The organism is Agarilytica rhodophyticola, from assembly GCF_002157225.2.
GTDB lineage: Bacteria > Pseudomonadota > Gammaproteobacteria > Pseudomonadales > Cellvibrionaceae > Agarilytica > Agarilytica rhodophyticola.
The window spans coordinates 3,848,274-3,873,966 of sequence record NZ_CP020038.1; the positions used below are offsets into that span (position 1 = coordinate 3,848,274).

Below are 25,693 nucleotides of genomic sequence, written 5' to 3' on the forward strand. Positions count from 1 at the left end.
AAAAAATAACAGTTAGTCATAAATATGTAGAAAAACCCCAATCTCAAATATAGAATTAATCGTTTTCTAATACTTCTAATACCTTTTTATGGCACAAAAAGTAATTTTTATAGCTAATTGGCACTAATTACTGCGTATGACTACTTTCATGTGGGCAGCTATTATCGCTTTATAGAGAGAATAAAAGTGTCGAATGCGTCATAAGATAGTAGATACACTTAACTTTATCTCAAAAAAAAATTAAATTATGGCCATAACCTTTTGTTTATAAAAAGAAAAATTAAAAATTAGATAATAAAAAAACTTCATGGGTGGTTATTGGTAACAAGTGACACAAAATATATTATGCAGATGACATCTCCTTGCCCGAGCAAATAGCAGCGCTAATGAGGTCTTTGCAAAGTCCTTCTTCTATATATAGAGGTAATCAAGATAAAACTCACACATATGTGCTGTTGGCAAGAGGCTGACTAAACACCCTCACCGTATAGTGGGGTAATTTCATGTTTTTAGCGACAACACAAAGCAATAAAAAGCATTAAAATACTCTCTTAACTATTTGATTTTTATAATTTTTATTAAAAAACTGACGCTCTAAGCAAACTTTGTTGTCCATAAGCCCCTGTGACACTCAAATAGTTATTCGTTTCATGAGATGATAAAAACACTAGAGTGATGGAATCCGACTGCCGGATACGAGGTAAGATTGAGCAAGCCAGCATCAGACATCTTTCAAGCAAAAGCAACGCGGCATAAAGCCTGTGAAGATTGCGGTTATATCCATCACTTGCCTAAACTGTCTGCAGGGGAGCAACTGAATTGCTTTCGCTGTGGTTCATGTTTACTTAAAGAAAGGAAGGATTGGTCAAGACGATCGCTAGCATTATCTCTTACCGGATTGATCCTATTTGGCATTGCCAATGTTTTTCCTTTTATAGGCCTTGAGGCAGCGGGGCTCCATACTGATAGTAATTTAATCTCAAGTGTCTATGCCCTACTTCAGCGGGAACGTTGGGTGTTAGCTTCGATGATCTTTCTATTTATCTTCCTCATCCCTTTTGTTGAGTTATGCTGCTTGGTATATTTGGCCATCTCCTATGCATTAGGCTCGCGAGTTAAGCATTATCGGGCACGTGGAATCCCTCAAATTATGCGCACAGTGATCATGATTCACCCGTGGTCAATGTTGGAAATTTTCCTTTTAGGGGTGTTAGTCACCAGTATCAAATTAGGCGATATTGCTGCTTTGGTTCCAGGTATTGGCAGTGTTGCCTTCGTGCTATTGGTGTTGGTTTTAGTAGCGCTTCATATGCAACTGAACCCTGAGCATATTTGGCACAGGTGGAACCCAAATAACCTGTACCTACATCGTGACCAAAAGGCCGAAAAAGTAGCTGAGCATATAAAGACCAACGAGTTTATATCATGTCACTGCTGTGAGGCCCTTATTTCCGAACCTCTTGCGCGGCATATAGATAAATGTCCACGCTGCCACTGTAAAATTCACTTTCGCATTCCAGGTAGCATAGAGAAATCTTTTGCCCTACTTTTGGCCGCTATTATTCTCTATTTGCCGGCCAACCTCCTTCCTATTATGGAAACAACCCAACTGGGCAGAACCCAAGCCGACACCATCATGTCTGGTGTGATTCATCTTATCCACCTGGGAAGCTGGCCCATTGCCCTGATTATTTTTATCGCAAGTGTTTTTGTGCCAATAGCGAAAATCGTCACTATGGGATACCTGTTGTATTCGGCAAAGTATGGTGGCAGCTATAAAATTAAAAATAGTACTAAGATGTACCGTATTACTGAATTTATTGGTCGCTGGTCTATGATCGATGTGTTCGTCGTCTGCCTTTTAGTTGCCCTAGTTCAATTTGGTTTACTGGCCAATATTGAACCCAGTGGCGCAACTCTGGCATTCGCATCTGTTGTGGTTTTGACCATGCTAGCGGCCGAAATTTTTGATCAACGATTGCTATGGGATAAGCATAATGAGTCAGCACAATGATGACACTCAAGTCTCGGAAGAGTCCCCAACTAAAACCGCACATGTATCATCCATTCCGAGCGTCGCGCCGATTTGGTTTGTACCTATCGCAGCATTGCTAATTGCCGCCTGGCTGGCACTAAAAGCATGGCAAGAAACGGGGCCTACCTTAAATATTGTATTTGAAGATGCTGCGGGTATGGCAGTGGGGAAAACAGAGGTGCGCTATCGAGAGGTGGTGGTAGGAAAAGTGGTAGATATCAAGCTGGCGGATGACTACGAAAAAGTACAAGTAAAGGTCGATATGGATCCTCACATCGCCAGTCAGATTTCAAAGAACTCACGCTTTTGGGTGGTATCACCGCGAGTATCACTGGCTGGAGTATCAGGTCTCAACACCCTGCTTTCTGGGGTCTATATCGAAATGGACCCAGGCGATAGCGGCCAATTTGTCGATACTTTCGAAGGCCTCAGCCAGGCACCTGCCTTTCGCTCTTATGATAAAGGCACACAATATCGCTTAAATGCTAAAAAACTAGGGTCTCTTGATGTAGGCTCACCGATCTATCATCGGGATGTAAAGGTCGGCTGGGTCACAAGTTATCAATTAATACCGGAAAAACAAAATGTACAACTGCGTATTTTCATTGAGCACCCTTATGACGCATTGGTGAAAGATGCGAGCAATTTTTGGAATGTCAGTGGCTTTGGGCTCAACTTTGGCGCCGACGGTATCGAAGCTAAGTTAGCCTCGGTTGCCTCTTTAGTTGCCGGCGGTCTAGAGTTTAGTAGTCCACCGGGTTTTAGCCAATCGCTTGAGCAATCTCAAGAAAATAAAGAATTCTATTTATTCGAAGACAAAAAGGCGGTGCAAAATGGCTCCTATTCGGTGGCCTACCCCTACCTGCTGCGTTTTAATGGCTCTATCCGGGGATTAAAAGTTGGCGCACCAGTAGAATTCAAAGGTATGCAAGTGGGTGAAGTGACCTCATTTTCCATCGATACTGACGAGGAAGAAAAAGCTCAAGGGGCAGATATTGCGGTGAAAATCTCCATCCAACCTGAAAGAATTAATCGCCAACAGCTTATATCCTGGGAGGAGCTTGATGAACTATTGGGCAATTTAGTGAGCAATGGTATGCGTGCTCAATTGAAAACTAGCAGTATTATTACCGGTGCCCTATTTGTCGACCTGGTACCTGGTTTAGAGGACAAACAAGATAAACTCGGACTTATCAGCTCTGAAATTTACTCTGAAATACCAACGGCAGAAAGCCAGTATCAGCAGCTTTCCAATGAGGTAGCGTCGATCATTAAACAAATTAGTGCGTTCCCATTTGAAAGTGTGGGTAAAAATGTCGACCAAGGGCTGGCGAGAGTCAATACATTAATCGCGCAATTGCAACCAGAAAAAATAGGGAAAGATACGGCAGAAATTATCAGCAATCTGAAAACTGCTTCCCAGGGCCTAGATCAAGTCGTAGAAGATTTTGATGCGACCCTCAAAACAGTAGATCGAACAATATCTTCAGATTCACGGGTATACAATGAAATGGTAAGAATGATGGAAGAAATTGCCGAGGCGGCAGACTCTTTTGAAAAATTGACGGATGAACTTAATCGACACCCCAACTCCCTGGTTGTGGGACGGGGAGCAAAAGAATGATACAAGCCCTAAACCGTATAATGACTCTCTTGTTTCCCCCACTGGTAGCAAGTTTGCTTATCTCTTGTGCCAGCGAAGCCCCTACCTTTTATTATACCCTGCGCCCTATTGCGCCAAATATAAGCAAAAGTTACACAAGCGAAACACTAAGCACTGAAAAAACAGATATTACTTCTAATATTAGCACTTCCGTTGGGATCGGCCCCATCACCTTTCCTGAATGGCTAGATCAAACGGCAGTAGTTAGTTATCAAAAGAATAACGTGTTAAAGGTTCCCTATTATCAAGTATGGGCAGGAGACCTTGAGCCAATGATACTCAATGTCTTGGCGGCTAATATTTCCAGTATGACAGGCCAACAAAAAGTTCTGCCCTTTCCTTGGGATAACCGCCATCGTCCGCACTATCAAATTCGCATCCATATCGAGGAGTTTGCAGGCACCTTAGGAGAACAAGCGCGCTTACAAGTAAAGTGGACACTGCTCGCCGATCAAGGCAAGACAGAGAAACTCTCGCGCGCAGAGGTTCTCAATATTAACTTGGACGACCCTCAGTATGATACCTATGTACGAGCGTTAAACACGCTGATCAACGATTTTAGCCAGCAGCTGGCAGAAGAATTAAATGTATGGATTAAGCCTGTAAATAAACCTAAAACTAAATTGTAAAGCAGAGGCTTGGATTTTATGTCTGCTACGCTTATTTATTGTTACGATCCTATGTGCAGCTGGTGCTGGGCTTTTGCTCCCACATGGAAGTCATTAACAAGTGAAATACAGACGCTGGTTGAAAAAGGCGATCTAAAAATTATTTACCTGCTAGGTGGCTTAGCAGTAGATTCAGATCTACCTATGCCCGAACCCATGCAAGAAAAATTGCAAGCTATTTGGAAACATATTGAAACCGAAGTAGGCACAGAATTTAATCATGACTTTTGGCAAAGTTGCCAACCGAGGCGTTCGACTTACCCCGCATGTCGTGCCTGCCTAGTCGCTCGAAGTGTAGAATTAGAAACTAAAATGGCGGAGCGGATTCAACATGCCTATTATTTACACGCAAAAAATCCTTCGGACATATCCACTTTAGTCGCTTGTGCGAAAGAAATAGGTATGGAGGAAGAGCACTTCTTAGCAGGTATGGATCAGGTAAAACAATCCCAGAAGCTTGAAAAAGAAATCCACCAAGCACGCCAACTGGGATTAAATTCGTTTCCATCTATTGCACTATTAAAACAAAATCAACTTAGCCATATCCCCATTCACTATAATGATTACATCCCTATGTATGAGCATATTATTAAATCTTTAAAGTGATTTAACAGCAATAAGATTTTGATCAATTTCAGGCACGGGATAAAGATCTGATAGCATAGACGAACGGCCACTATTTTCTATTACTCGAACATGATGACGACTTAAAGCACGTGGTTGCTTAACACCACAGGAGTGCGCGATTAGGCCGACACCATAGACAATTTTCTTAGCGTAGTTGGCAACGCGGACAGCTTTTTCTTCGGCAACTAAGCCTCGTTGTAAATCTTTTTTATGGGTAGTAATACCTGTGGGGCAGGTATTTTTATTGCATTGCAACGCCTGAATACATCCTAGGGAGAACATAAATCCTCGAGCAGAAACACAGAAGTCCGCCCCAACACTCAATGCCCACGCAACCTTACCAGGTGTAATTAATTTACCAGAGGCAATAAATTTGATTCTATCTCGTAAACCATAGCGGGTGATGATATCAATCACTAAAGGTAAGCTTTCTTTAATATTCATCCCCACATAATCCATTAGTGGTTGAGGGGCCGCACCAGTGCCGCCATCAGCGCTATCAATAGTAATAAAGTCCGGCGCGGATTTAGCTCCACGACGGAGGATTGCTGCACACAAATCATCAAAAAAACGCAAACTGCCAACCACCATTTTAAAGCCAACAGGCTTGCCAGTTACATCTCGGACACGATTTATCATATTCAATAAATCGTCAACATTATGAATATCGCGATGACCATTGGGGCTAATGGAATCCTGCCCTACATGAATGCCGCGAATATCTGCAATTTCCTTAGTGACTTTACCGCCAGGAAGAATACCGCCTTTACCAGGCTTTGCACCTTGGCTCATTTTAATCTCAAACATCTTAACTTGTTCATGACTGGCAACAGCTTTGAGTTTGTCATCGCTGAGATTGCCGTCTTTATCGCGAACACCATATTTCGCCGTGCCAATTTGATAAACGAGATCGCAACCCCCTTGTAGATGATATGGCGAAAGTCCTCCCTCCCCTGTATTCATCCATATCCCCGCCTCTTTTGCACCTTTAGATAAGGCTGTTACAGCTGGGCGAGAAATGGCACCATAACTCATACCGGAAATATTGAGTATGGAACTTGTAGTGAAGGGTTGTTGTGCAGAATCACCACCGATGGTAATCGGCTGTGGATCAACGGCTTCTTCATCTAAAGTAGGAAAAGGACAGTTAAGAAAAATGACATCACCTTCATTATCCAAGGGACGTGTGGAACCAAAGGCAATGGTGGTATCCACCTTCTTTGCCGCTCGATACGCCCATGAACGCTCGGCACGATTAAAGGGCAATTCCTCTCTATCCATAGCAAAAAAGTATTGCCGAAAAAATTCACCCAAGTGCTCAAAGACATATCTAAAACGCCCCACTACAGGATAATTGCGGCGGATAGTTTGTTTAGTTTGCGTGACATCAATAATATAAATGATCACAAGGTACAAGATCCCTAAACCTATAACAAACAACAAAGTTAAAGCACTCCATTCAATAACATTTGCCGCAATAGTATGTAATAAATCCACTGTTCTTCTTTCCCCCTAAGTATTATTTGTCTTGTCTGCTATATCGAACAAGATAACTCACCTAAACGGGCGGTTAACTTTTTATTTTCATCGTAATCAATAGGAATAACGATAAGGCTTGGGCCTTTATGATCAATAGCGTTTTGCATAGCTTGCTGCAAATCTTTACTATTGGGCACTGCCTGATACTGCCACGCAAACGCCTTGGCCAATGCTTCCCAGTCGGGGTTGTTAAAGGATAAATCCGTGTGTTTACCAAACTGCGCCCATTGTTTCCAAGCAATTAAACCGTAAGCATTATCTTCCCACACCATCATAGTGATATTGGAATTCAGTCGAGTTGCCGTTTCCATTTCTTGCACATTCATCATAAATCCAGCATCACCGGCGATACCCATAATTTTCCTGTCAGGGTCAACTAAACTTGCAGCAATCGCGCCCGGTAAAGCAAAGCCCATAGAACAAAAGCCATTGGGAATCAGACAACCATTAGGGGTTTTGCAATGATAATGGCGAGCAATCCACATCTTGTGCGCACCCACATCAGATAACAGCAAACCGTCATCGCCATATATTTTTTGCACTTCGAGTAATACTTTTTGCGGTTTAATCGTGCCTTCAGTTTCTTCATTTTCGAAATTATCAATTTCGCTTTTCATATCAGCGCGAGTTGCTTGCTGTTGCCCCAGGTCAAAATCTGTTTCAATATCTTCAAACTCATGAACTAAAGCACTGAGCGAATGTGCAATGTCACCCACAAGTTCTATCTCTGGGTGATAATGTTTATCTACTTCGGCGGGAGTAAAATCTATATGGATGATGGACTTATTGCCCTCAGCATTCCACAGTTTAGGGTGGTACTCCACCATGTCAAAGCCAATTGATATCACCAGATCGGCCGCATCAATTGCACAAGTTCCAATATCTTTTGCGCCAAGACCAATCGTGTAGAGACAGTAAGGCTTATCATAATCAACAGCACCTTTTGCCATAAAGGTATTCAGCACACCAATACCTGTGTCGTCACAGAACTTACGTAAGTATTCAGAAGCACGTTTTCTCACGCAACCGTTACCTGCCAAAATAACCGGCCTCTTCGCTTGTCTAATTTTCTCGACTGCCGCTGCAATCATTTCTTGACCTGCAACAGGTCTGCGAAAACGAATAGGCTTCATTGGTAATGCTGGCGTATCATGCTCGGCCACATCTTCGGGTAACTCGATAAGTACCGCACCAGGTTTTTCACTTCTGGCAATGCGCACAGATTTGCGCACAATCTCAGGAATGGTATCCGGATGAACAATGGTTGATGCCCATTTAGTGACTGGCTCAAACATTTTCACCACATCCATAATTTGGTGAGACTCCTTATGTAAACGAGATGTGCTACCCTGCCCGGTAATCACCAGCATCGGTGCCCTATCCATATTGGCATCGGCAACACCGGTAATAAGATTAGTTGCGCCTGGGCCTAGAGTACCCAAACATGCAGCGGGGCTTCCGGTTAGACGCCCATATATCTCTGCCATAAATGCTGCACCTTGCTCGTGTCTTGTCAATACAAATCGAATATCGTCAGAAGACTCTAAGCTCATCATAAAATCGGCGTTTTCCTCACCGGGCACTCCGAAGATATATTCAATGCCCTCTTCCTCAAGACACTTGACCATTAAATCTGAAGCTTTCATGTTGTTTCTCCGAATCTGTTTTTATTTGAGAATATTTACTTGAGTACTAACATTTTTTCGTATTGCATATCATGGATAGTATAGGGAATTCCGCCAACTCCTAGTCCCGAGTGTTTGAGTCCAGCAAATGGCATGACATCATCACGAAAAGCCGTATGGTCATTCACCATCACTGCCGACGCTTCGATGCCATTATAAGCTTGCGTAACTTCACCGAGATTTTCTGAAAAGATTGACGCCTGGAAAGCAAACTTTTCATGATTACATGCAGCAATAGCCTCATCTAAGGTATCGTAGCTGTATAGACAAACTACTGGGCCAAAGATTTCTTGGTTACTCACTTTCGCATCCGTCGCAGGATTAACTAGTATTGTCGGCTGGTAGTAATGCTCGTCAATCACTTCACCGCCGAGAACGCACTCAGCACCTTCATTAATAGCTTCTTGTACCCATGAGTGAATGCGAGTGACTTCACTGCTTCGTATTAAAGGCCCGACATCTGTCTCAGGTTCCAATGCATCGCCTACCTTTAAAGTTGCGGCCTTTTCTTTAAGTTTAGTTATAAATGTGTCGAGCACTGAGGCATGTACATAAATCCGTTGAGTTGACACACACACTTGCCCGGCGTGGTAAAAACCTCCTTTAGCAATGGCTGTAACGGCGCTATCAAGATCAGCATTTTGGCTGACAATTGCTGGCGCAATTCCGCCATGCTCAAGTGCACAGCGTACACCAGGTTTTAACTGTGATCGCAACATCCAACCGACTCGTGCCGAGCCAATAAAGCTGAAAAATGCGATTTTTTCACTGGTAACAAGCTCACCTGCAATATCTAAATTGGCAGGCACAACGGCTTGAATATAATCCAGAGGAATGCCGACCTCATGCATACTTTCAACCAGTAGCTTACAGGACATAGGTGTATCAGAAGCCGGCTTAACAAGACAGGGGCAGCCAGTAGCAAACGCGGGTATTATTTGATGAATAATAAGATTCAGCGGATGGTTGAAAGCACTGAATGCCAGCACTACCCCAATGGGAAATACTTGCGTATTGGCCATACGATTTGCAGAACTCAGCTGATAGCCAAGAGGAATGGAAGAGCCTGTGTGCTTGGCTACTGTGCTAATTGCCAGCTGGATACCATGGACAGCACGATCAAACTCAACTTGTGAATCACGCCAGGGTTTACCACCTTCTTTTACCATCGTAGAAATAAAATCTTCTCTACGTGAGACTAGATGTGCCGCGAGTTTCTCCAGCAGGCTTATACGTGTATGCAATGGTAAATGACGAGTACTGTCTTTATGTAATTGCCATGCACGATCAAGTTTCAAGAGCGCTGATTCTTTAGAGTCGGTGTTAATAGATGCTATTGTCTCTCCAGTAGATGGATTAATAACATCTAATGTGCTTGAGTCAGTCATATATGTGTTCTCTGTAAGGGTCTGTAGACAAGCTCGCGTATTATCACTGGGCAGGGCCTGGGAAAATTTTCTTTTGTAATGTCCTTAAATATTTAAAATCTTAGTGAAGAAAACTACAAAAAGAAAGTATGGCGCAATATTTGCGGATAAAAACCAATAGCCTTTGCCAAGGCCAAATATTTTCGATGCTTGTGTCATAGCAATATATCGGTCGGGTAGACAAGTTTTTATTATTGGCTATTCGTTACTGCTAACCATCACATACCCAAGTTTATCACCTCTTCTATTCTATGGATGTATGAACCCGCATAGCAGCTATTTGCTATGTGCCATAGTGAAACATTGGGACATCGATTTATTATCAAAGTTCGCGTTAAGCTGTTATCTCGTGGATTTAATAATATTGCTTTCGACTCTGATCTTAATGACAACCCCTGTTATATACTAAGTACCTGCAGCTAAGCTTCGCTCTAGACGCCATCTACTCAGCTTGATAGACGTTAAAACTCTAGCCTTATAATGGGATGTAAGATGTTCTCTTTGAATGAAAGTATGGCACAAATTACAACCAATTCTGCTTTTTATTTGATAGATGTTAAGTTTGAAAATAGTATTCTTTTTAAAGTTGAGTCACGCTAAAGAATTGTGTTTTTTTTATCCATTCTTTGAATTTATCAATAGCACGTATAAAGTGACTAAATCAAAAAGCTGTCAATGAAAAGTTAAGAGCCTACTCGCCTGATATCCCTTTAGTCTCCATTTCAGTCGTGTTCATGATTTTCAAATAAACTAACCGAACACATTAACAATGTATACTTTTATTCTCTTACTTAAAAAAGCCAAAACCCACCTGCAACACAGGAGGGTTTTATTGACAAGCTATTATTTTCGGGTTGCTGTAATATCAACAACAAATGTTTTTCCACTGTTACCTGCGTAATTATTTAATGAAATTACATTAGGCGAAAAATTGTAGTCAGGGTGGGAAACAATGATAGATCTTTTTTCTCCTGCGGCAGCTGGAGCAGAATAAAACCGATGCCAACGGGCCTCCCTACCTTCATGAGATACTTTCTTTCGATCTCGCCAACGACCATTCTCCCAAATACCTGTTTCTATACGAATATCATCTAGGCCGCGGCCATTAATTTTTATTGAGCCTCGAACTTCGTTCCAAGTATTCACCTCTTCTATCTGGCGCATCGGTAAGCGATCATTAGAAAGGTTATGGAAGTCAACCGCAACACTTGGCCGATGACCAAACATCCACCAAGCGGTTCTCGCTTTTGCAAGCACAGTTGCGTTAGCATCGCGAGATTTATTTCGATCACCATTATAAGTCGGTGCATCGCCAGCGAAATGGTTTATGGTCATAATAGTTTTATGTTTAATACCTCTATGTACAGTGAATTTATCACTATTGAAAAGTTGATTTGCCTGCGAAGCACGGTAGGGATTTTGCACAGTGTGACCAAATTCATAACGGTATAAGTCGCTGCCATAATTAGTCTCAGTAAAGATAACAAGCTGCTTTTTTTGGTCGAGCATTTCACGAATTGTGGGATATACATCAGAACCTGATCCCACTGGTCGACCATCGCTAATAAAATTATTGTGTTGATAAATATATGAACCAAGGTTTTTGTAGCCGGAACGACGACCTTTAAATATATCCTCCAACCCCGACAAACCTAAATTTGGCCCACTTTGGATGTGTAAAGTAACAATATCGTTAGGATGTCGGCTAATCCAATTATATAAAATATGATTAAAGTCTTCGCCGTCCATCATACATGTATTAGTTGGGCCATGCTTCAGGCGATATTTATCATGCACGCGGTAAATATCTACCATAAAAGATCGCACCCCATCTTCTAATTGACGCTGCATACCTCGATCTTGATCGCTTCCACCAAAGCAAAAAATACCGGGGCCATCCACCCTATTATTATTGGCATTGTGGTTAATCAACCAACTGACTTCATCAAACCTCTTACCTTCATCAAAAGTCGAAGACCATTGTGCAACTACAGGTACTGCATATAAAGCACTTAAGATTGTCGCCATAATTACTTTCTTCATCATTACAAGTCTCTTACGTTTAAGGGTTTATATAAGTTCTTGCATACAACAAAGGCAGTATAAAATAGCAATAAGTCAATAATTTAATGTTTACATTAAATTATTGACTTGCTACAAGGAGTGTCGAAGAAGTAACGACGCTTAACTACACCACAAGAAAATTCTTATCTATGTACATAGTGATAAAGACAAGGGTATTAAAGTTAAAACGAAGAGTGGCTGCAGGAATGTACTGTATTGAAGCAGAGCACGACCACGGAGGTGCAGTTTTTATTGCAAAAAAAAAGCAGCTCACCGGCTGCTTTTTTAATACTGAGAAATAAAGACAAATACTAGCTAGGCAAGAAATTAAATTTATACTTTAAGCGGCGAGGAGAAACATCTTCTGCGCCAAAATTTAGTTTCTTAACACTATCAAGAATTTTACTTTCAAGACTCGGAGCATTTAGTTCACTGGATACCATCTTAATATCTGAGATACGACCATTCGGTTCGATAACCACCTCAAACAAGAATGTGCCAGCTAATCCAGGGTCATCTCTAAGTGCTCTCAAGTAGTACATATAAGCTTTACTTTTACCCGCTTCAAAAACGCGGCGAATAGACTCGTCACTACGACGCCCTTTCAAATCAGAGTAAAAATTAGAACTATCTGCGCTGGGAGCGCCCTCATCGATAAACCCGTCTAGTTTGGTGGATTCGTGAACAGTTAGCGCAATATTTTCGTTCTTCATAAGGTTATCGTCTATGACAATCCCCTCACTCTTTTGGCTAAGGTTATCTTGCCCAAGAACCGTGCTATCTGCTCTAGCGATTTTTCCGCCCGTACTGGTAGATACGTTCTTCTTCTTTAACTTAGTTAGATCCAAAGACTGTCGCAAAGAATTAAGTTGACTAGAAATTGCTGTTAACCCTTGTTCTTTTGCTATATCACGCTTTTTAGGCTCTTTTGTTACTGGCTTAGCTTCTTTTGGCTCTGTTTTCTTCTGTACAGGTTTGGGCTCAGCTGGAGGCGCAGGCCTAGGTGTAGGCGCGACAGGTACTGGTGTAGGTTCGGGCTCAACGATCACAGGTTCCAGTACTATTTTTGTTTTAACAATATCCGATTCACTTTCCTCATAGGCAAGATCCGGAACTGGCAACCACGGGATAATCAAAAATATAACAAGTAAAACAATTAAGACGCGTTTGAGACTGCGCTTAAACTTTTCCTCTTGTTCTCGATCAATAGTCCAAGGAAGAACGAGGTCGAGGGCTTGAGGAGACATATATGCAGCTGTCATTTAGCCCTCCCCTTGCACTGGTGCTGACGTCGCTTCACCATCAAGTGGCCCAGCAGAACTGGGGATGATGCGAGTATCAACAACGCGGTTAACAGCAAGTGAAATATTGAGAAAATTATTGGCTCGACATGTTGTCATTACACTTTTAAGTAAGGCATAGGGTACTTCACGATCCCCCATAATAATGACAGCAAGCCCATTTGCTTCTTGGAATGGCGTTAAATTTTCCAGTTTTTCTGTATGCCCTAGTAATTCGGCAGAAAGCTCTTCAATTACTTCTTCTGGATTATATTCAAGCCCTTCTAAATCCAAGATTTTCTCTTTGCCTACCCAAATTTCTTCAGGATTTACCAAGATCATAAGCTCTTCATGAGGCACATCACCTTTGGTGGAATCTGGTAATTTAATAAACTTAGCATTCTCGATTTTTTGAGCTTCTCCTGAATTAAGCAACAGGAAGAAAACTAAAATAGTAAAAATATCCATTAATGCCACTAAGCTCAGCTTCGGTGACACCGTCTTTTTCTGTTTTTCGCTAAATATCGTTGAACTAATCATAAAGATCGAGCTTTAACCACTTTTCTCGCATCGTCCAGAGAGATTTCAGGAAACAATTCAATTTCCACAACACTGGCTGCAACAACTGTTTTATATGACTTAAGAGTATCCATTGCTCCAACAATGTGCTGATAATCGATATCCAGCTCTGATCGAAGCAATATATCTTGCTTTTCTGGCACTTTAGCTTTGACCGCTTGCAGTACAAGAGACAACTGTCGATAGTCGTAATCCATTCCTTCTTCTGTTTGAATTTTAGGAATATCTTGCACCAGTGTATTTTCGGGGTAATAGACTTTCACGCTATCGGCAGTTAATTCCACTTCCAATTTCGACTGCGGGTCATCAGAAGCTACTCCTCCACCAGTAAGCTCTGGTAGCTTTATCTCTAGCACAGTAGTTTGTGTAAAAGTCATACTCAACAACAATACTGGCACCAAAACAATCATGAGATTCATGAAGGACGTGACGTCGATATCCGCGACCTCATCATCTTTTGCCTTGTATTTAAAATTCATGACATTAACTCGCTACAAATTTTAAGAAGCGGCAGGTGCAGTGCCATCAGAACCTATGCCACCCACTTGTGCATCACCTTCAACTTTTGTTGAAGTTTCTTCTGGCACAGGAGACTCTGTTTGAGCAACTTCAACAGGCGCCGCCTCTACCGGTGCAACCTCTACAGCAGGCGCTGGCGCTACTGCAGCTTCCATTTGAGCCGGAGCTACCGCTGGTTGTGCCATTTGCGGCGCTTGCGCTACCGGCGCCATTTGTGGGGCCGCTTGAGCGACAGGCGCTGCCTGCGCAATAGGTTCTGGAGCTACCGCTTGTGCCGCTTGACTAAAAGGCGAAGACGCTGTTGATTGTCGTGGTAAACCGGCCTCAATCAGACGGTGAATTGTCATAATATTGAGGAATTTCACTGCTGCCATTTCAATACTAGTAACAATCTTGGCCGTTTTATTTTGTAACATGGTGTGCAAAATCAACAAGGGTATTGCAGAAATTAGACCAAACGCTGTGGTATTCATCGCCACTGAGATTGAAAGAGAAAGCAATTCTGATTTTTCCGCAGGATCCGCATTAGCTACCGCGGTAAATGCACCAATCAGACCAATAATAGTACCGAGAAGACCCAGTAGTGTTGCCACATTAGCCAATACAGCAAGGTAGTTTGTACGCTCTTCGATACGTGGCATAGTCTCCAACATACCTTCACTCATGGAGTTTTCAATATCTGCACGTTGTTTTGATACCTTCATCATGTCGATACCACAACCAATAATACGCGTTACAGGCACACTTACTTCACGTGTATACAGCTGCATTTTCTCCAAGTCAGTTGTGCGTAACAAAGGCAAAAAATCTTCAAACGCTTTAATATTGCGACGCCGCTCTCGGGTCAGATATACCCAGCGCTCAAATGCAATGACTAAACCAATGGCCAAAATAAAGCCGATTGGATAGATGAAAAAACCACCGTCCTGAAAGAATCGAGTGACTGTACTGTAAATATCTACCATGATTGAATCTCTTAAAAATCTAATCTCTTACAAACCGTTAAAATTCAGCAAGAATATAGATAAAGCTCAATTTTAATGGACCACATTTAAGTTATTTAAAAATTTTTGTTATTTTTCTTCCGTTGATAATAATGTCGTCCGCTTTACCATTTCTGTGCTGGCGTTCAATATTACCAATGCAAAAACACATAACTAATTAATAAATAGTTATAAAGTAGCAGTAAAACTGCTGATTTGGATCTATTTATCCTGTTGTGTGTTTTCCATATCCAATTCGTTGTAGATAGAAATCGATCGAATCATTACTTCTCTATCAATTAAATCTAACGTCTTGTCATTCTTTTGCTCAATATTCCAATGCAATTTATCTGGCGTGCCAGTCCCTTTCCATGGAATAAAATAACTGACAGTCGGCTGCTCTTTATCACCGACAATAGTGGACTCTAAAAATAGCTCAGAGTCGCCGTCAGGCTTACTTTCCGCCTTCTTTTGATCTTCAGCAAAACTGAAGGAGGATACTACACAAACCAGTAATAAAAGTCGCTTAATATTCATTTTAGCTCGCATGTAAAGAGACCTTGGTCTCATATTGTGTTGGCACAATTGTTTAAATTGTGCGCTAGTACTATTGTTTAGTTAGGCTTGTTTTTAAGCCTGTTCGCTTTTGAATTTCACTTATCCAAGCGGCTACTTCTTTATCTTTTTCACCCGTCAAAAACTGATACGCCTGCATATGCTTCTGTGCTCTAAGAGGATGATTTAAGTAAATATCGTATAATATACCGAGGTTTAAATGTGCCTCGGGAAAATCGCGCCAAACAGTCAAGGCATCGGTGTAGGTATTTTGGGCTTCTAAGAACTTACCCAGCAAGCGTTGCGTTTTCGCCAACTTGATATAAGCATTGACATTTTTCGGGTTGACTTCGATAGCCTTTTTAAAATGCTCGATGGCAGGTTCTAACTTATCTTTTTTCAGTTCTATATCACCACGCATCACCCAAGGGCCCGACAATTTGTTGTCTAGCGCTACCACCTGAGAAAGCATAACATCAGCTTGTTGATAACTGCCGGATCTAAACAAACGGCGCGCCTGAATAAATTTAGTGACAGCATCTTTATCTATGCGGCCTTTAAGTTCTAAATAAGGATTAGGCATCGCCTCATATGGCAGGTATGTCGACGTTTTCTCGTCAAATTCTTGTGTCGGTATAAATGGCGTGGTGTCCAACAAGCTAAGTTTTTCTACATCCTGGGCTTGCTGTTTAATGCCGCCGCTACCACAACCTAATAGGGCTAGCACCATTAAAGTGGCAGGTACTTTATATAAATTAGAGATTCTCATTAACGTATCTCCTCACCGTATGCTGTCGCGACTTCTTGTTTATTATAACGTTGTGGTTGTAGTTTTCTTAGCGCGCCAAAGCTTTTATCGATCCAATCGTCAAAATGCCCTTCCCAAGCGCGATCCACATTTGCTTGGTGCACATCAACCGCCAACTGATCAAAGGGACTGGCTTGTTCCTCTATAATACCGCTGTACACTTTCATATCGTCCGCGCTTAGGCCTTTCGGCGCTGGCGCTTTACGTAAATCTACAGCAAAAGCTTCGTACAAATTTCCTATTTTGTAACTGGACATTGTGACAAACTCAAGAATGCCGTAGTCAGCTGCCTTTTGATAATGATCCGAAGCCTTCTGGAAAAACTCCTGTTTTTCAGGCAGGCTTTTTTGCAAAGGTTGTCCTAAATAATAACCGCGGAACCTATCGGCATGATAATCACCGTATTGTGCATTTGCCCATGCGCCTAACCATCGGCTGCGCTCGGTTCTTTGAGTGCCACCTTTGGCGTCGCCAGCAATAATCCTGCGTAACCAATAAAGGTGCTTATCTGTTTCTTTCAAACTTAAATAATTCACCGCTAGATGATAACGCGCTTCCATACGAGTATCGAACGGTTCCTCGTAGTTGCGAGCGTAGCGTTTAAAATATTTAATTGCCTGTTCTAGCTCGCCATTTTTCTCATACATATTGGCAGATAAAAATAGCGCTTCACGTTTAATATCTTCATCCGTATCATTGTTATACAGATCTAGGTAAGCCCCTGCAGCATTCGCCCACTGCTCATCTTTTTGATAGGCGAGCGCCAATTTTCGTGGGAATTCAATGGCAAGTTTATGCTCTGGATAAAGTTCAATGAGCTCTTTCAATTCAACAATCGCTTCTGGCCACGCTTCCACTGCGATAAATAAAGAAGCGGCGTCATATTGCGCAGTAATACGAATCGGTGAAGTCGGCGACAAACGCTTAATTTTCAACAGTTCCTGCGCTGCCTCGCGCTTACCTTGAGACTCTTCCAGTACTTCGGCATTTTTAAAGACAGTGGTGGCAATTCTTTCTGATATTTGCGTAAATTCTTCGCTGTCTTTAGCTACCAATTTTCTCTGCGCCACATAACTGGCTTCAGCATCAGGATATTTTTCCAACTTGAAGAAAGAGTGCGCCATAATACCGTAGGCGGTTTTCTTTAAGGTTTTATCCAATGTTTTTGCTGTTAACAGATCTTGTACAACATCGATGGCCCGCTGATATTGATTGAGACCAAAGAGATACTCCGCGGCGTTAGTTAGCACCGTGGGCGAGCGTTCATCGGAGTCGAATTTCTTGGAAAAACGCAACATACTATCGACAGCAGTGGCACGCAAATCAGTAACCTCTGTCTGCCCTTCTTCACTTTTAGTCACTACACTGGAATCGCCACCAAGGGAATCAATATGTTTTTGATACGAAATAATAGCGGCATAACCGGAGTCCGCCGCATTGTCAGCGGCGCTCGTGCCCACAGGCTCATAAGCTACTGCCTCGTAATCTTGAGCAGCTAGAAGGAAATCGCCCGCTAGAAAATGCGCTTCTGCTTCGAGAAATCGCATTTCATCTACCCTTTTATCCTGGGGAAAAGTATCGATGTATTCACCATAAAAGGTGGCAGATTTTTTAAACGAAAAAACAGCATCGCCATTTGCTAGACGTATCTTTTCCTCATCGGGATTATCTGGATTACGTTTATTCTCTTCTTCAATAAAAGCGAGACTAGTTTGGCCCTCCGTATAATTAAAGCGAGCCAGCTCCTCGAGGTAGACAATCAGTGAGGTGGCAATATCTTTACCAATCCCGTTCTCATTGCCAGGATAGCTCGAATTAATACCATAGGCTTTAACATACTTTTCTTTTTCTTCCAGCGCCTGTCGTGGGAAAGAACCCTTGGTATAAGCACTGATCAACTTATTATGTAACAGTGGTGCTTTATCCGAGTCGGGAAACTTGCGTACATAATAACGGAAAGTATCCGCCGATTGCTCATACAACTCCTTGCCCAGATAGTAGTCACCAAGATGGTCATACAACATCCAAATATAGGTTTGCTGAGCAATCGATGGAATTTCCTCAATCACTTCAGCGCCGCCGATTTTATCTAAAGCCAAGCTCATGGAGTGAATAGAATCATCAACCAAGGGCTTTTCTGCTTTATCAAGCGAATCAAGAGTACGGCCTTCAAGCAAAATACTGTTAAGCACGAAGGCAAATGAGTCAACACTGGATTCAAAATCGAGTTGTTTATAATGCACCCACCCAAGCATATAGTGTGCATTTAAACGCAGGCGCCCTTGAGCAAGCTGTGTTACTGCATTGTAAGATGCTTTGGCTTGGGGATATTGTTGCCAGTTAAAATGAATATCGGCTTTACGAAAATGGGCTTCGGCAATATTTGCATAATTTGGATGACGGCTTACCAACTCCGTCAGCATCTTCATCGCCTCTTCTTGCTGCCCTTCTAAATCATAAGCTTTGGCAAGCTGGTAAAACACCTCAGCATTATCAGGAGAGTTTGGATAGCGCTCCAAAATATTACGATAAGCTTTAATAGCTTCGACATACTGACTCGACTCGGTTTGATTGTCCAGGTCAGTATCTGCTTCAAGTTGATAGACATCGGCTATACGCCGCTCAATTTGCTCTTTTAACTGCTCGTCTTCAAACAAGTCTATAAGTTCTTTATATTCTTGCCGCACCTGCTCATGAGAGAGTTGTTCGAACTTTAATTCCTTTTCTTTTTCCTCTTCATACTTTAATTGTCCCAGTGTCTGTGTATCGTTTGAGGAACAAGACAGCAGTACAAAAAGCGGACTGATTAAAGAAATTTTGACAAAGAAATTCATTAGATATTCTCGTTAATTGCCATTTGTTTATTTTTCATCTTTGATATCACGTTGCGCATCTCTAAGTGTGGACAAAGTAGTATCGTATAAACGCGCTTTTGCTAATCGTGACTGTGCCCAATAATAATTCATGCGCTCTTCGTGTTTATCTAACTCAGCCTTCACTAGGCTGCGCATTACAGGCTCTAATTTTACAATATTAAGTTCGGTTTTTTGCAATAACACACGTATGCGTCGGTGTAACTCTTCAAGCTCTGACTTATATGCAGCAGGCTGGGTATAAACATCTTCTAATGTTTTAAATAACTCAACTTTACCATCAAGAAGACTTAGCTCATCACTGGTAGACTTCAGTAGGATATCAATGCGCTCTTGATCGTCTTCATCAAGACTGAGATTCATCAGATTAAGCTCTTGTTTGGTATTAGCAAACTCGTCATTTAAACGCACACTATCGTTGATAAATTGCTTACTGCGCTCGTCAAATGCTTTTTTAGTAGCGTTATTGACAATAATGAGATGCTCATTTGCTTGCGTTAGCCAATAATTCAGATTGACGCGTAATGAGTACAAATCTGCTAATTCCTTCAACGTTTCATTAAAGGGGTTGCTGGCCATTAAGTCGATTAGAAAAGGCGTTAGACTTTTATAATCAACATTAGGTGTAGCACTGTGCCAATCCGAATCATCCATAATCGCCTGCATATTGGTGATAAATTCTTCAGGCACATTTTTCTTGTCGATAATGTTGCGCGCCGTTTCCACCATTTCAACGCCAACTTTAAATTCTTTAATAGAAACTAAATTAGCTTTAAGCGCTTTACGGGGTGAGCCTTCTTGTTCATAAAGATGAGCAAGTAATACTTTTGCCTCTTGTACTTCTGGGCTAGCTATCGAGCGCTGATTCAATAGTTTCAGAGCAGCTGTAGCGTCGGGGAAACGCTTAATTTTAATTGCTGCCCAGGCATAATTAAGTAATGCACGATTCGAGTATAGACCGGTAGTTCGAATTTGTGTCAGGTAAGACCAGGCCTGCTGGAACAAACCTTTCTGCATAGCCAGCTGAGTTAAACCAAGCTTAGCCCTATCTGCCAATACCGTATATTCCTCGATACCGCCATTATAAGAGGCTACCTCTTCAAGGTTTTTGACTGCGCTCACTAAATCCCCTTTTCTCAACTGTCCTATCGCGACATTGAATAATAAATAAGGGTATTGTTCTGCACTGGTTACTGACTTATCAAGCTTGAGATCTGCCAAAGTTGATAAAGAACTGCGGCTTTTGACCAGCGTTTTAAGATAGTGATAGTCGAAGTTGATATCGCCAGGCAACTCACCTTTTATGTGGCTGAGCGCCTTATCTGCATTGGCTATGTCTGATTTGTTGTAGTAGAACTTCGCTAAAAAATACCATGCTCGGTTTCGCACTAACTCTGAAGTATTTGTCTCCAGGAGTTTTTCAAAAAGCTCGCGAGATTGATCGGCCATACCATAAGATAGCATCAAGCCACCTTTTAATATTTGCCCCTGGTTACTTGAGGCAAGGGAGTTATTAATGGCTACCGCGTAGGAGTTTTCGACTAAAGCTGGGAAGAAGCGCTGCTGAAAAAACTCAAACAGTACTAAGCCATATTCAAGTTCCTGAGAGGACTTAACATGGGATTTTAACACTTTGGCATCAGCCATGGGGGCAGCCAAAAGTGTTAGTAACGCAAGTTTTTTCAAATGCTTAGGAGCAGAAAAGCGGAAAAAAGTCATCATCGCACTGCTACCATTGTTTCATTTTAAAAACGGGCTCTTGGGCGACAGTATCGTCGCTTATGGCAATCTCTAAGTATTGACTACCCGGGCCTTTATCAACTTTTAACTCTGCCGCACGTTTATAGGCTCTGCCACCGGGGCCAATACCGGTGAAAAACGCTACTACGTCGTGCTCACCCTCAGATAAGTTGGTGATGTAGAGTTTATGTATCCCGCCGCGTAAAAAAGCCTGACGTTGTTTCTCAGAATAAATATGAGTGGCTACAAAACGACCATTAATTTTTAACTTGATACTTTCAAGATCAAAAAACTTCCCGGAAGTTACTGATACAAACACTGAATACTTGGTACTGGAGGGAAACAGCAGCTTTTCCTCCATCAAGCGCAAATCTTTATTGAGATCTACCACTTCGCTTTTAAGTGATTGAATATCACGCGATATCTTGCGAACTTCACTTAAGGCTTGCTTAGCACTTTGCTCGGTTTGCTCTTTCCCGAAGTCAATGGAAGTATCATCAACTTTTTCTGCCCAATTGGACTTTTCAACCTTTTGGGCTTCGGGTTGAGGAGATTCTTCTTGAGCTGAACTGATATTGGCAACTAAGACAAAGAGAAAACTAAATAAAAAGTAATAAGGAGGTATACGCATGAACTTTAAGTCCGAACTTATTGAAATACTTATAAAAATATACATTAAAAAACTTTTGAGCGTTACCAAGAGTTTTCAAAAATGAGAATTTTTTGTTTGCTTTTTGTACACAATTCACGAAATTTAAGAGTGGTTCACAGTCTTGCCGAATATAGTAAAGCTATTATGTAGCCAAAATTCGCTTAATTCGACCAACCGCTTTGAGTTTAGCCTCGTGCCGTTCTAGAACAAAGTGACGGATCATCTAAAGCAAAATGACAAACTACCTAGGATACAGTGATAAATAATTCGACACTTCACTGCGTGCCTGTCGCAAACACTCATTGTAAAACTAAAAACTAACAAAGCTCATACAATCACAGCTTTCATAGATGTTCGCGCGTTGATCATCTGAACCATGAATGTGCTCAACTGATTTTACTAGTTTGCCACACTCCTAAATAAATACGCCCTTAAAATGGCAAATAATCGCTGATATTCTGTGTTAGAGGGATTTTTGAGAACTGTATAACACCTTATGCAGGCCTATTTGTTTAGTGGTTTAGTTTTTTTTCAGTACAATGAACCATTGTAAACTTAGTGATTTTAGGACTATGGATTTAAGCTTTGCTACTCATAGACAATCCATAACTACTTTAAGATACAACGGAAAATTACTAAATTTTAATAATTATTGAGTAGAGCGACTAAAAAATTCCACAGCAGTCATTAATGTTGTGGAAATAATTAAGTAATTTGAGAATTTAAGTTAAGAACTTAAGAAAGTTGCTTACAATATATAGAGCGTAAACCTATAACCTTTGGTGGCTTGATTGTGCTGCAGTATGCGCCTAAGTCAACATTGAGCGTCTTAAGTCAACATTCCAAGTCGACATTTAGACACGTGCTAAATTACGCTAATAAAACTTAACCATCTTCAACAAATGGATAGCCCATGTTGCACATTCGCAAGGCTCTGATCGCCTGCCTTCTTATATCGACACTAACACCAGCAATTAGCTTTGCTCAGGATGAAAAACCAGCGATCAAAGTTATCGATCCAGATAAAAGAGTTCCATCGGCAAATCCCGCTGCACTGGATACGGAGCATTTTGAAGCTGGTGTTTATACTGGTTTTCTCTCAGTCGAAGACTTCAATACTAATCCGTTGTGGGGCTTTTCTGCACGTTATTACTTTAATCAAAAGTTATTGATAGAAGCTAGTATCGCCACGTCTGAAACTGAGCGAGCCAATCCAGAAGGAACTCTTGACTTTAACCCTGAGCGGGATTTCAGTTATGTCAGTATTTCCGCCGGCTACCAGCTTCTTAAAGGACGCTCTTTCTGGGGTAAAAAAAGAAAGTTTAATTCAGGCCTATATGCTCTTGCTGGTGTTGAGCAAGTAGACTTTGCAGATGAAAGTAACACAGGCTTACTACTCGGTATTAGTTATAAAACGGTGTTAACTGATTGGCTGACGATCAATTTAGATTTCAAAAACCACATTGTAGAAAGAAATTTTGTTGGTGATGATAAAGTAACCCAAAACACAGAGTTCGCCATCGGAATCAATACAATATTCTAAAAAGCTTATCGGTAGCAACTTTACTGGCTACCATATTATCTCGCTGGGAGCTTGGCACAAATTAGCTCTCAGGGAGGCTCATCTGAACTATCAATTTATACGTATACATGGCTCAAAGCTGGCTAATTACCTGACCAATTCTAGCCTTAATATCGACACTGCCCTGTAGCAAATCGACAAACCAAGCAATTACGTCTAATTTAATCGCCTCCCCTTCTAACGGCTTTAAAGATGCAAACCGGTTGATTTGGACATATAAGATTTGTGCGAAAAATAGAATGAATACACTTGATCATTTGTTTAAAGATTTTAACTTTACAGATATTGGCCTGTTAACACTAAGGCTTACTATCTCTATTTTAGTATTGGCTCATGGGCTGCAAGACATTACCCATATAGATGCTGCGGCATTTGGAAAAACACTTGGTGGCAATTTAATTATTTCTAACTTAGCTACATACTGTGTTTTTATAGGCGATTTGCTTGTGCCCACATTATTGGCACTGGGTATTTTTTGCCGCCTTAGCGCCGCAGCTATTATAGGTAATATGTTGTTTATAATAGTGCTCGCGTTTCAACCAGAACTTTTTTCAGAAAGTAATTTTGGTGGCTACGCATTTGAAATGAAACTTTTATTGTTGGTTAGTGCACTGCCAATTGCACTACTAGGTAGTGGCCGCTACGCCGTTATTCAGGATTAATATAAAAAAAAGCACTCATAGAGTGCTTTTTTTAGTAGATTGAGAGAATTAAAATAAGTAGCCTAAGCCTACCGATATCTGCGTATTATGTACGGTATCTTCATCGTCACCCACTACTAGAGAAGTTTGATAAATATAATCGCGATAGTCAAAGCGCAGCAAGTAACGTCTAAAGAATTCAATTTGATAGCCAACGCCAATGGTATAGGTGAAATCATCTTCGCCGCCAAAGTCGGTATCACCAACGCCACCAACCACATAAAGTGAAGATAAGTGAGCTCTGTCTTCAGATGCAAAGAATTCACCTTGGAAAATATTATAACCAACTAATAAGTCAAAGTGAGTAAAGTCACGGTCATCGCCTAAATCCAGAGTGGTAAACGCTGGATTATTTTCAAAGGCAGAATTTGAAACACTGGCTTGCACATAATTGTATTGCAAGAAAAAATTCTCTGATGCTTTAAAGGTAATATTGGCGCCGACAATAAACTCCGACGGAAAATCTTCAATATTGATAATGCCTGTCGTTACACCTATATCAAATAGCTCAGAGTTAATACGCAATTTACCTGAATTCTTACCTTCTTTTGCCAGAGCGGAGCTAGCAGTACCGAAAAATGTCAAGCAAAGTAATACTATTTTTAAACAAATAGAAAATTTTAAAAGAATGTATTGAAACCGAGTTTCCACGTTTCTAAGTTCTCCGTTTCGCCTTCAGTTGAGACAGAATACCAACGGTATTCACCTTTTACTACAAAGTTGCGTCCGAGATAAAAGCTTGCCCCGACGGCATAGCTGTTAAACTCTGAACTCTCTCTTGTAAAGTTAATAAATCTTGGTTGTGATCCGATTTTGATTTCACCAACACCTACCAATGCATATGGTGATAACTTCCAGTGCGACATAGGTTCTATATATATGTTTGCACCATATATATCGCCACTGGCATCAGAGCCGAAAATACGACCGTATTCAAGATCGGCAGCCAACCAGTTGAGGAAGCGATACCCACCATTAACAGTGAATATCTCGAAACCTTGTAACTCACCACTGGTGAATTGGCCAGAAGACAAACCCGTCACCCAGCTATTTTTAATATAGTCACCGTAACCGACCGAAGGTAAGTCCGCAGGCTCACCCGTCGCTTGAATTGTACGCGAAATCTGTGCTGCAGTAGTCCAGCCGGTTTTGCCGCTCTCTGAACGAATTTCGTACCACCCGGGCCGCCGAGCCAGCAGCTCGATCATCTCGCCCTGTTCAATCACATAAAATACTGGGTAACCGCGGCCGGGGCCGGAATGAACTTCAGCAAAGCCATCAATGACTTCTAGAAAAACCCCCTTCTTATCCTGTTTTGCGTCATCTTGAGCAATCGCCAATTGACACCAACAGAATACAACTAACAGTATCCATTGGATTTTTTTTCCTAACATTTGAAAAACACCATTAAATGATCAATTGTACAGTTAGATATGCAGCGCCCAATCTACTGCAATTTGGAGGCATTATAGATGAGCTGGAGCATAATGTTAGCCTTAAATCCCTATTGTTGTGACACAATGCCACACTCTTTACATAATATTCTGCGGATGGAATCCCTTTATTGGCGACTTCAATCATCACGTCAACACAAAGAGGACTCGAGACGTTGCATTTTTTTGCGCGCACCTATTATGCAGTTGTCACAATCGACTTCACAAAAATGATCTGCGCGCAAAGCTGTGATCTGCTAATATCCAGCATCGGTGTTTA

At 41.5% G+C, this 25,693-nt stretch carries 21 protein-coding genes; 6 read left to right on the forward strand and 15 right to left on the reverse strand.

Annotation, left to right across the window (positions count from 1 at the left end; all coding sequences use genetic code 11):
• Positions 1 to 706: 706 nt before the first annotated feature.
• From BVC89_RS16005 to BVC89_RS16020, 4 genes are read left to right on the forward strand one after another with little or no spacing between them, the layout of a single operon-like run.
• Positions 707 to 2,014: a paraquat-inducible protein A gene (locus BVC89_RS16005; protein WP_086932159.1), complete on the forward strand. Its 1,308-nt coding sequence runs from the start codon at positions 707 to 709 to the stop codon at positions 2,012 to 2,014.
• Complete coding sequence (locus BVC89_RS16010; protein ID WP_086932160.1) at positions 1,998 to 3,659, forward strand: PqiB family protein; 1,662 nt, start codon at positions 1,998 to 2,000, stop codon at positions 3,657 to 3,659. Before BVC89_RS16005 ends, BVC89_RS16010 begins: the two co-directional genes overlap by 17 nt.
• The gene (locus BVC89_RS16015) at positions 3,656 to 4,327 is read left to right on the forward strand and encodes a PqiC family protein (protein WP_086932161.1); all 672 of its coding nucleotides are present in this window, start codon (positions 3,656 to 3,658) and stop codon (positions 4,325 to 4,327) included. The genes BVC89_RS16010 and BVC89_RS16015 overlap by 4 nt, the downstream gene beginning before the upstream one ends.
• 18 nt (positions 4,328 to 4,345) lie before the next feature.
• Entirely contained in the window at positions 4,346 to 4,972 is a 627-nt protein-coding gene (locus BVC89_RS16020) for a DsbA family protein (protein WP_086932162.1), read from the forward strand.
• Here the strand turns inward: BVC89_RS16020 and BVC89_RS16025 are convergent.
• From BVC89_RS16025 to BVC89_RS16085, 13 genes are all read right to left on the reverse strand, one after another.
• Positions 4,964 to 6,490, reverse strand: a complete 1,527-nt coding sequence (locus tag BVC89_RS16025; protein ID WP_086932163.1) for an FMN-binding glutamate synthase family protein — start codon at positions 6,488 to 6,490, stop codon at positions 4,964 to 4,966. The two genes, BVC89_RS16020 and BVC89_RS16025, sit on opposite strands and share 9 nt — an antisense overlap.
• A gap of 38 nt (positions 6,491 to 6,528) precedes the next feature.
• Positions 6,529 to 8,178 (reverse strand): acetolactate synthase large subunit, encoded by a 1,650-nt coding sequence (locus BVC89_RS16030; RefSeq protein WP_086932164.1) that lies wholly within the window; start codon positions 8,176 to 8,178, stop codon positions 6,529 to 6,531.
• Between the two features lie 35 nt (positions 8,179 to 8,213).
• Positions 8,214 to 9,605, reverse strand: coding sequence for an aldehyde dehydrogenase family protein (locus BVC89_RS16035; protein ID WP_086932165.1), 1,392 nt, complete (start codon positions 9,603 to 9,605; stop codon positions 8,214 to 8,216).
• 882 nt (positions 9,606 to 10,487) lie between these two features.
• A complete protein-coding gene (locus tag BVC89_RS16040) occupies positions 10,488 to 11,690 on the reverse strand; it encodes a phosphoinositide-specific phospholipase C-related protein (RefSeq protein WP_086932166.1) in 1,203 nt (400 codons plus the stop codon).
• 329 nt (positions 11,691 to 12,019) lie between these two features.
• Positions 12,020 to 12,970, reverse strand: a complete 951-nt coding sequence (locus BVC89_RS16045; RefSeq protein WP_086932167.1) for an AgmX/PglI C-terminal domain-containing protein — start codon at positions 12,968 to 12,970, stop codon at positions 12,020 to 12,022.
• Positions 12,971 to 13,528, reverse strand: coding sequence for an ExbD/TolR family protein (locus BVC89_RS16050; protein WP_086932168.1), 558 nt, complete (start codon positions 13,526 to 13,528; stop codon positions 12,971 to 12,973). It abuts the gene before it with no gap.
• Positions 13,525 to 14,046, reverse strand: coding sequence for an ExbD/TolR family protein (locus tag BVC89_RS16055; protein ID WP_086932169.1), 522 nt, complete (start codon positions 14,044 to 14,046; stop codon positions 13,525 to 13,527). Before BVC89_RS16055 ends, BVC89_RS16050 begins: the two co-directional genes overlap by 4 nt.
• A 21-nt stretch (positions 14,047 to 14,067) precedes the next feature.
• Entirely contained in the window at positions 14,068 to 15,051 is a 984-nt protein-coding gene (locus BVC89_RS16060; protein WP_245929103.1) for a MotA/TolQ/ExbB proton channel family protein, read from the reverse strand.
• Between the two features lie 240 nt (positions 15,052 to 15,291).
• On the reverse strand, positions 15,292 to 15,606 hold the full coding sequence (locus BVC89_RS16065; protein WP_086934642.1) for a hypothetical protein: 315 nt from the start codon (positions 15,604 to 15,606) through the stop codon (positions 15,292 to 15,294).
• Positions 15,607 to 15,676: 70 nt separating this feature from the next.
• Positions 15,677 to 16,393: a tetratricopeptide repeat protein gene (locus tag BVC89_RS16070; protein WP_245929105.1), complete on the reverse strand. Its 717-nt coding sequence runs from the start codon at positions 16,391 to 16,393 to the stop codon at positions 15,677 to 15,679.
• Complete coding sequence (locus BVC89_RS16075) at positions 16,393 to 19,266, reverse strand: tetratricopeptide repeat protein (RefSeq protein WP_086932170.1); 2,874 nt, start codon at positions 19,264 to 19,266, stop codon at positions 16,393 to 16,395. The genes BVC89_RS16070 and BVC89_RS16075 overlap by 1 nt, the downstream gene beginning before the upstream one ends.
• A 27-nt stretch (positions 19,267 to 19,293) precedes the next feature.
• On the reverse strand, positions 19,294 to 21,027 hold the full coding sequence (locus BVC89_RS16080; RefSeq protein ID WP_245929107.1) for a tetratricopeptide repeat protein: 1,734 nt from the start codon (positions 21,025 to 21,027) through the stop codon (positions 19,294 to 19,296).
• 7 nt (positions 21,028 to 21,034) lie between these two features.
• Positions 21,035 to 21,676 carry an AraC family transcriptional regulator gene (locus tag BVC89_RS16085; RefSeq protein ID WP_086932171.1) on the reverse strand — a complete coding sequence of 214 codons (642 nt, stop codon included), beginning with the start codon at positions 21,674 to 21,676 and terminating at the stop codon, positions 21,035 to 21,037.
• A gap of 934 nt (positions 21,677 to 22,610) precedes the next feature.
• Here BVC89_RS16085 and BVC89_RS16090 point away from each other — a divergent pair.
• Positions 22,611 to 23,240 carry an outer membrane beta-barrel domain-containing protein gene (locus BVC89_RS16090; protein WP_086932172.1) on the forward strand — a complete coding sequence of 210 codons (630 nt, stop codon included), beginning with the start codon at positions 22,611 to 22,613 and terminating at the stop codon, positions 23,238 to 23,240.
• 278 nt (positions 23,241 to 23,518) lie between these two features.
• Entirely contained in the window at positions 23,519 to 23,941 is a 423-nt protein-coding gene (locus BVC89_RS16095; protein WP_086932173.1) for a DoxX family protein, read from the forward strand.
• A gap of 48 nt (positions 23,942 to 23,989) precedes the next feature.
• Here the strand turns inward: BVC89_RS16095 and BVC89_RS16100 are convergent, their stop codons facing one another.
• Both BVC89_RS16100 and BVC89_RS16105 read right to left on the reverse strand, forming a co-directional pair.
• A complete protein-coding gene (locus BVC89_RS16100) occupies positions 23,990 to 24,565 on the reverse strand; it encodes an outer membrane beta-barrel domain-containing protein (protein WP_158657979.1) in 576 nt (191 codons plus the stop codon).
• Positions 24,566 to 24,600: 35 nt separating this feature from the next.
• Positions 24,601 to 25,374, reverse strand: coding sequence for an SH3 domain-containing protein (locus BVC89_RS16105; RefSeq protein ID WP_086932175.1), 774 nt, complete (start codon positions 25,372 to 25,374; stop codon positions 24,601 to 24,603).
• Positions 25,375 to 25,693: the final 319 nt, after the last annotated feature.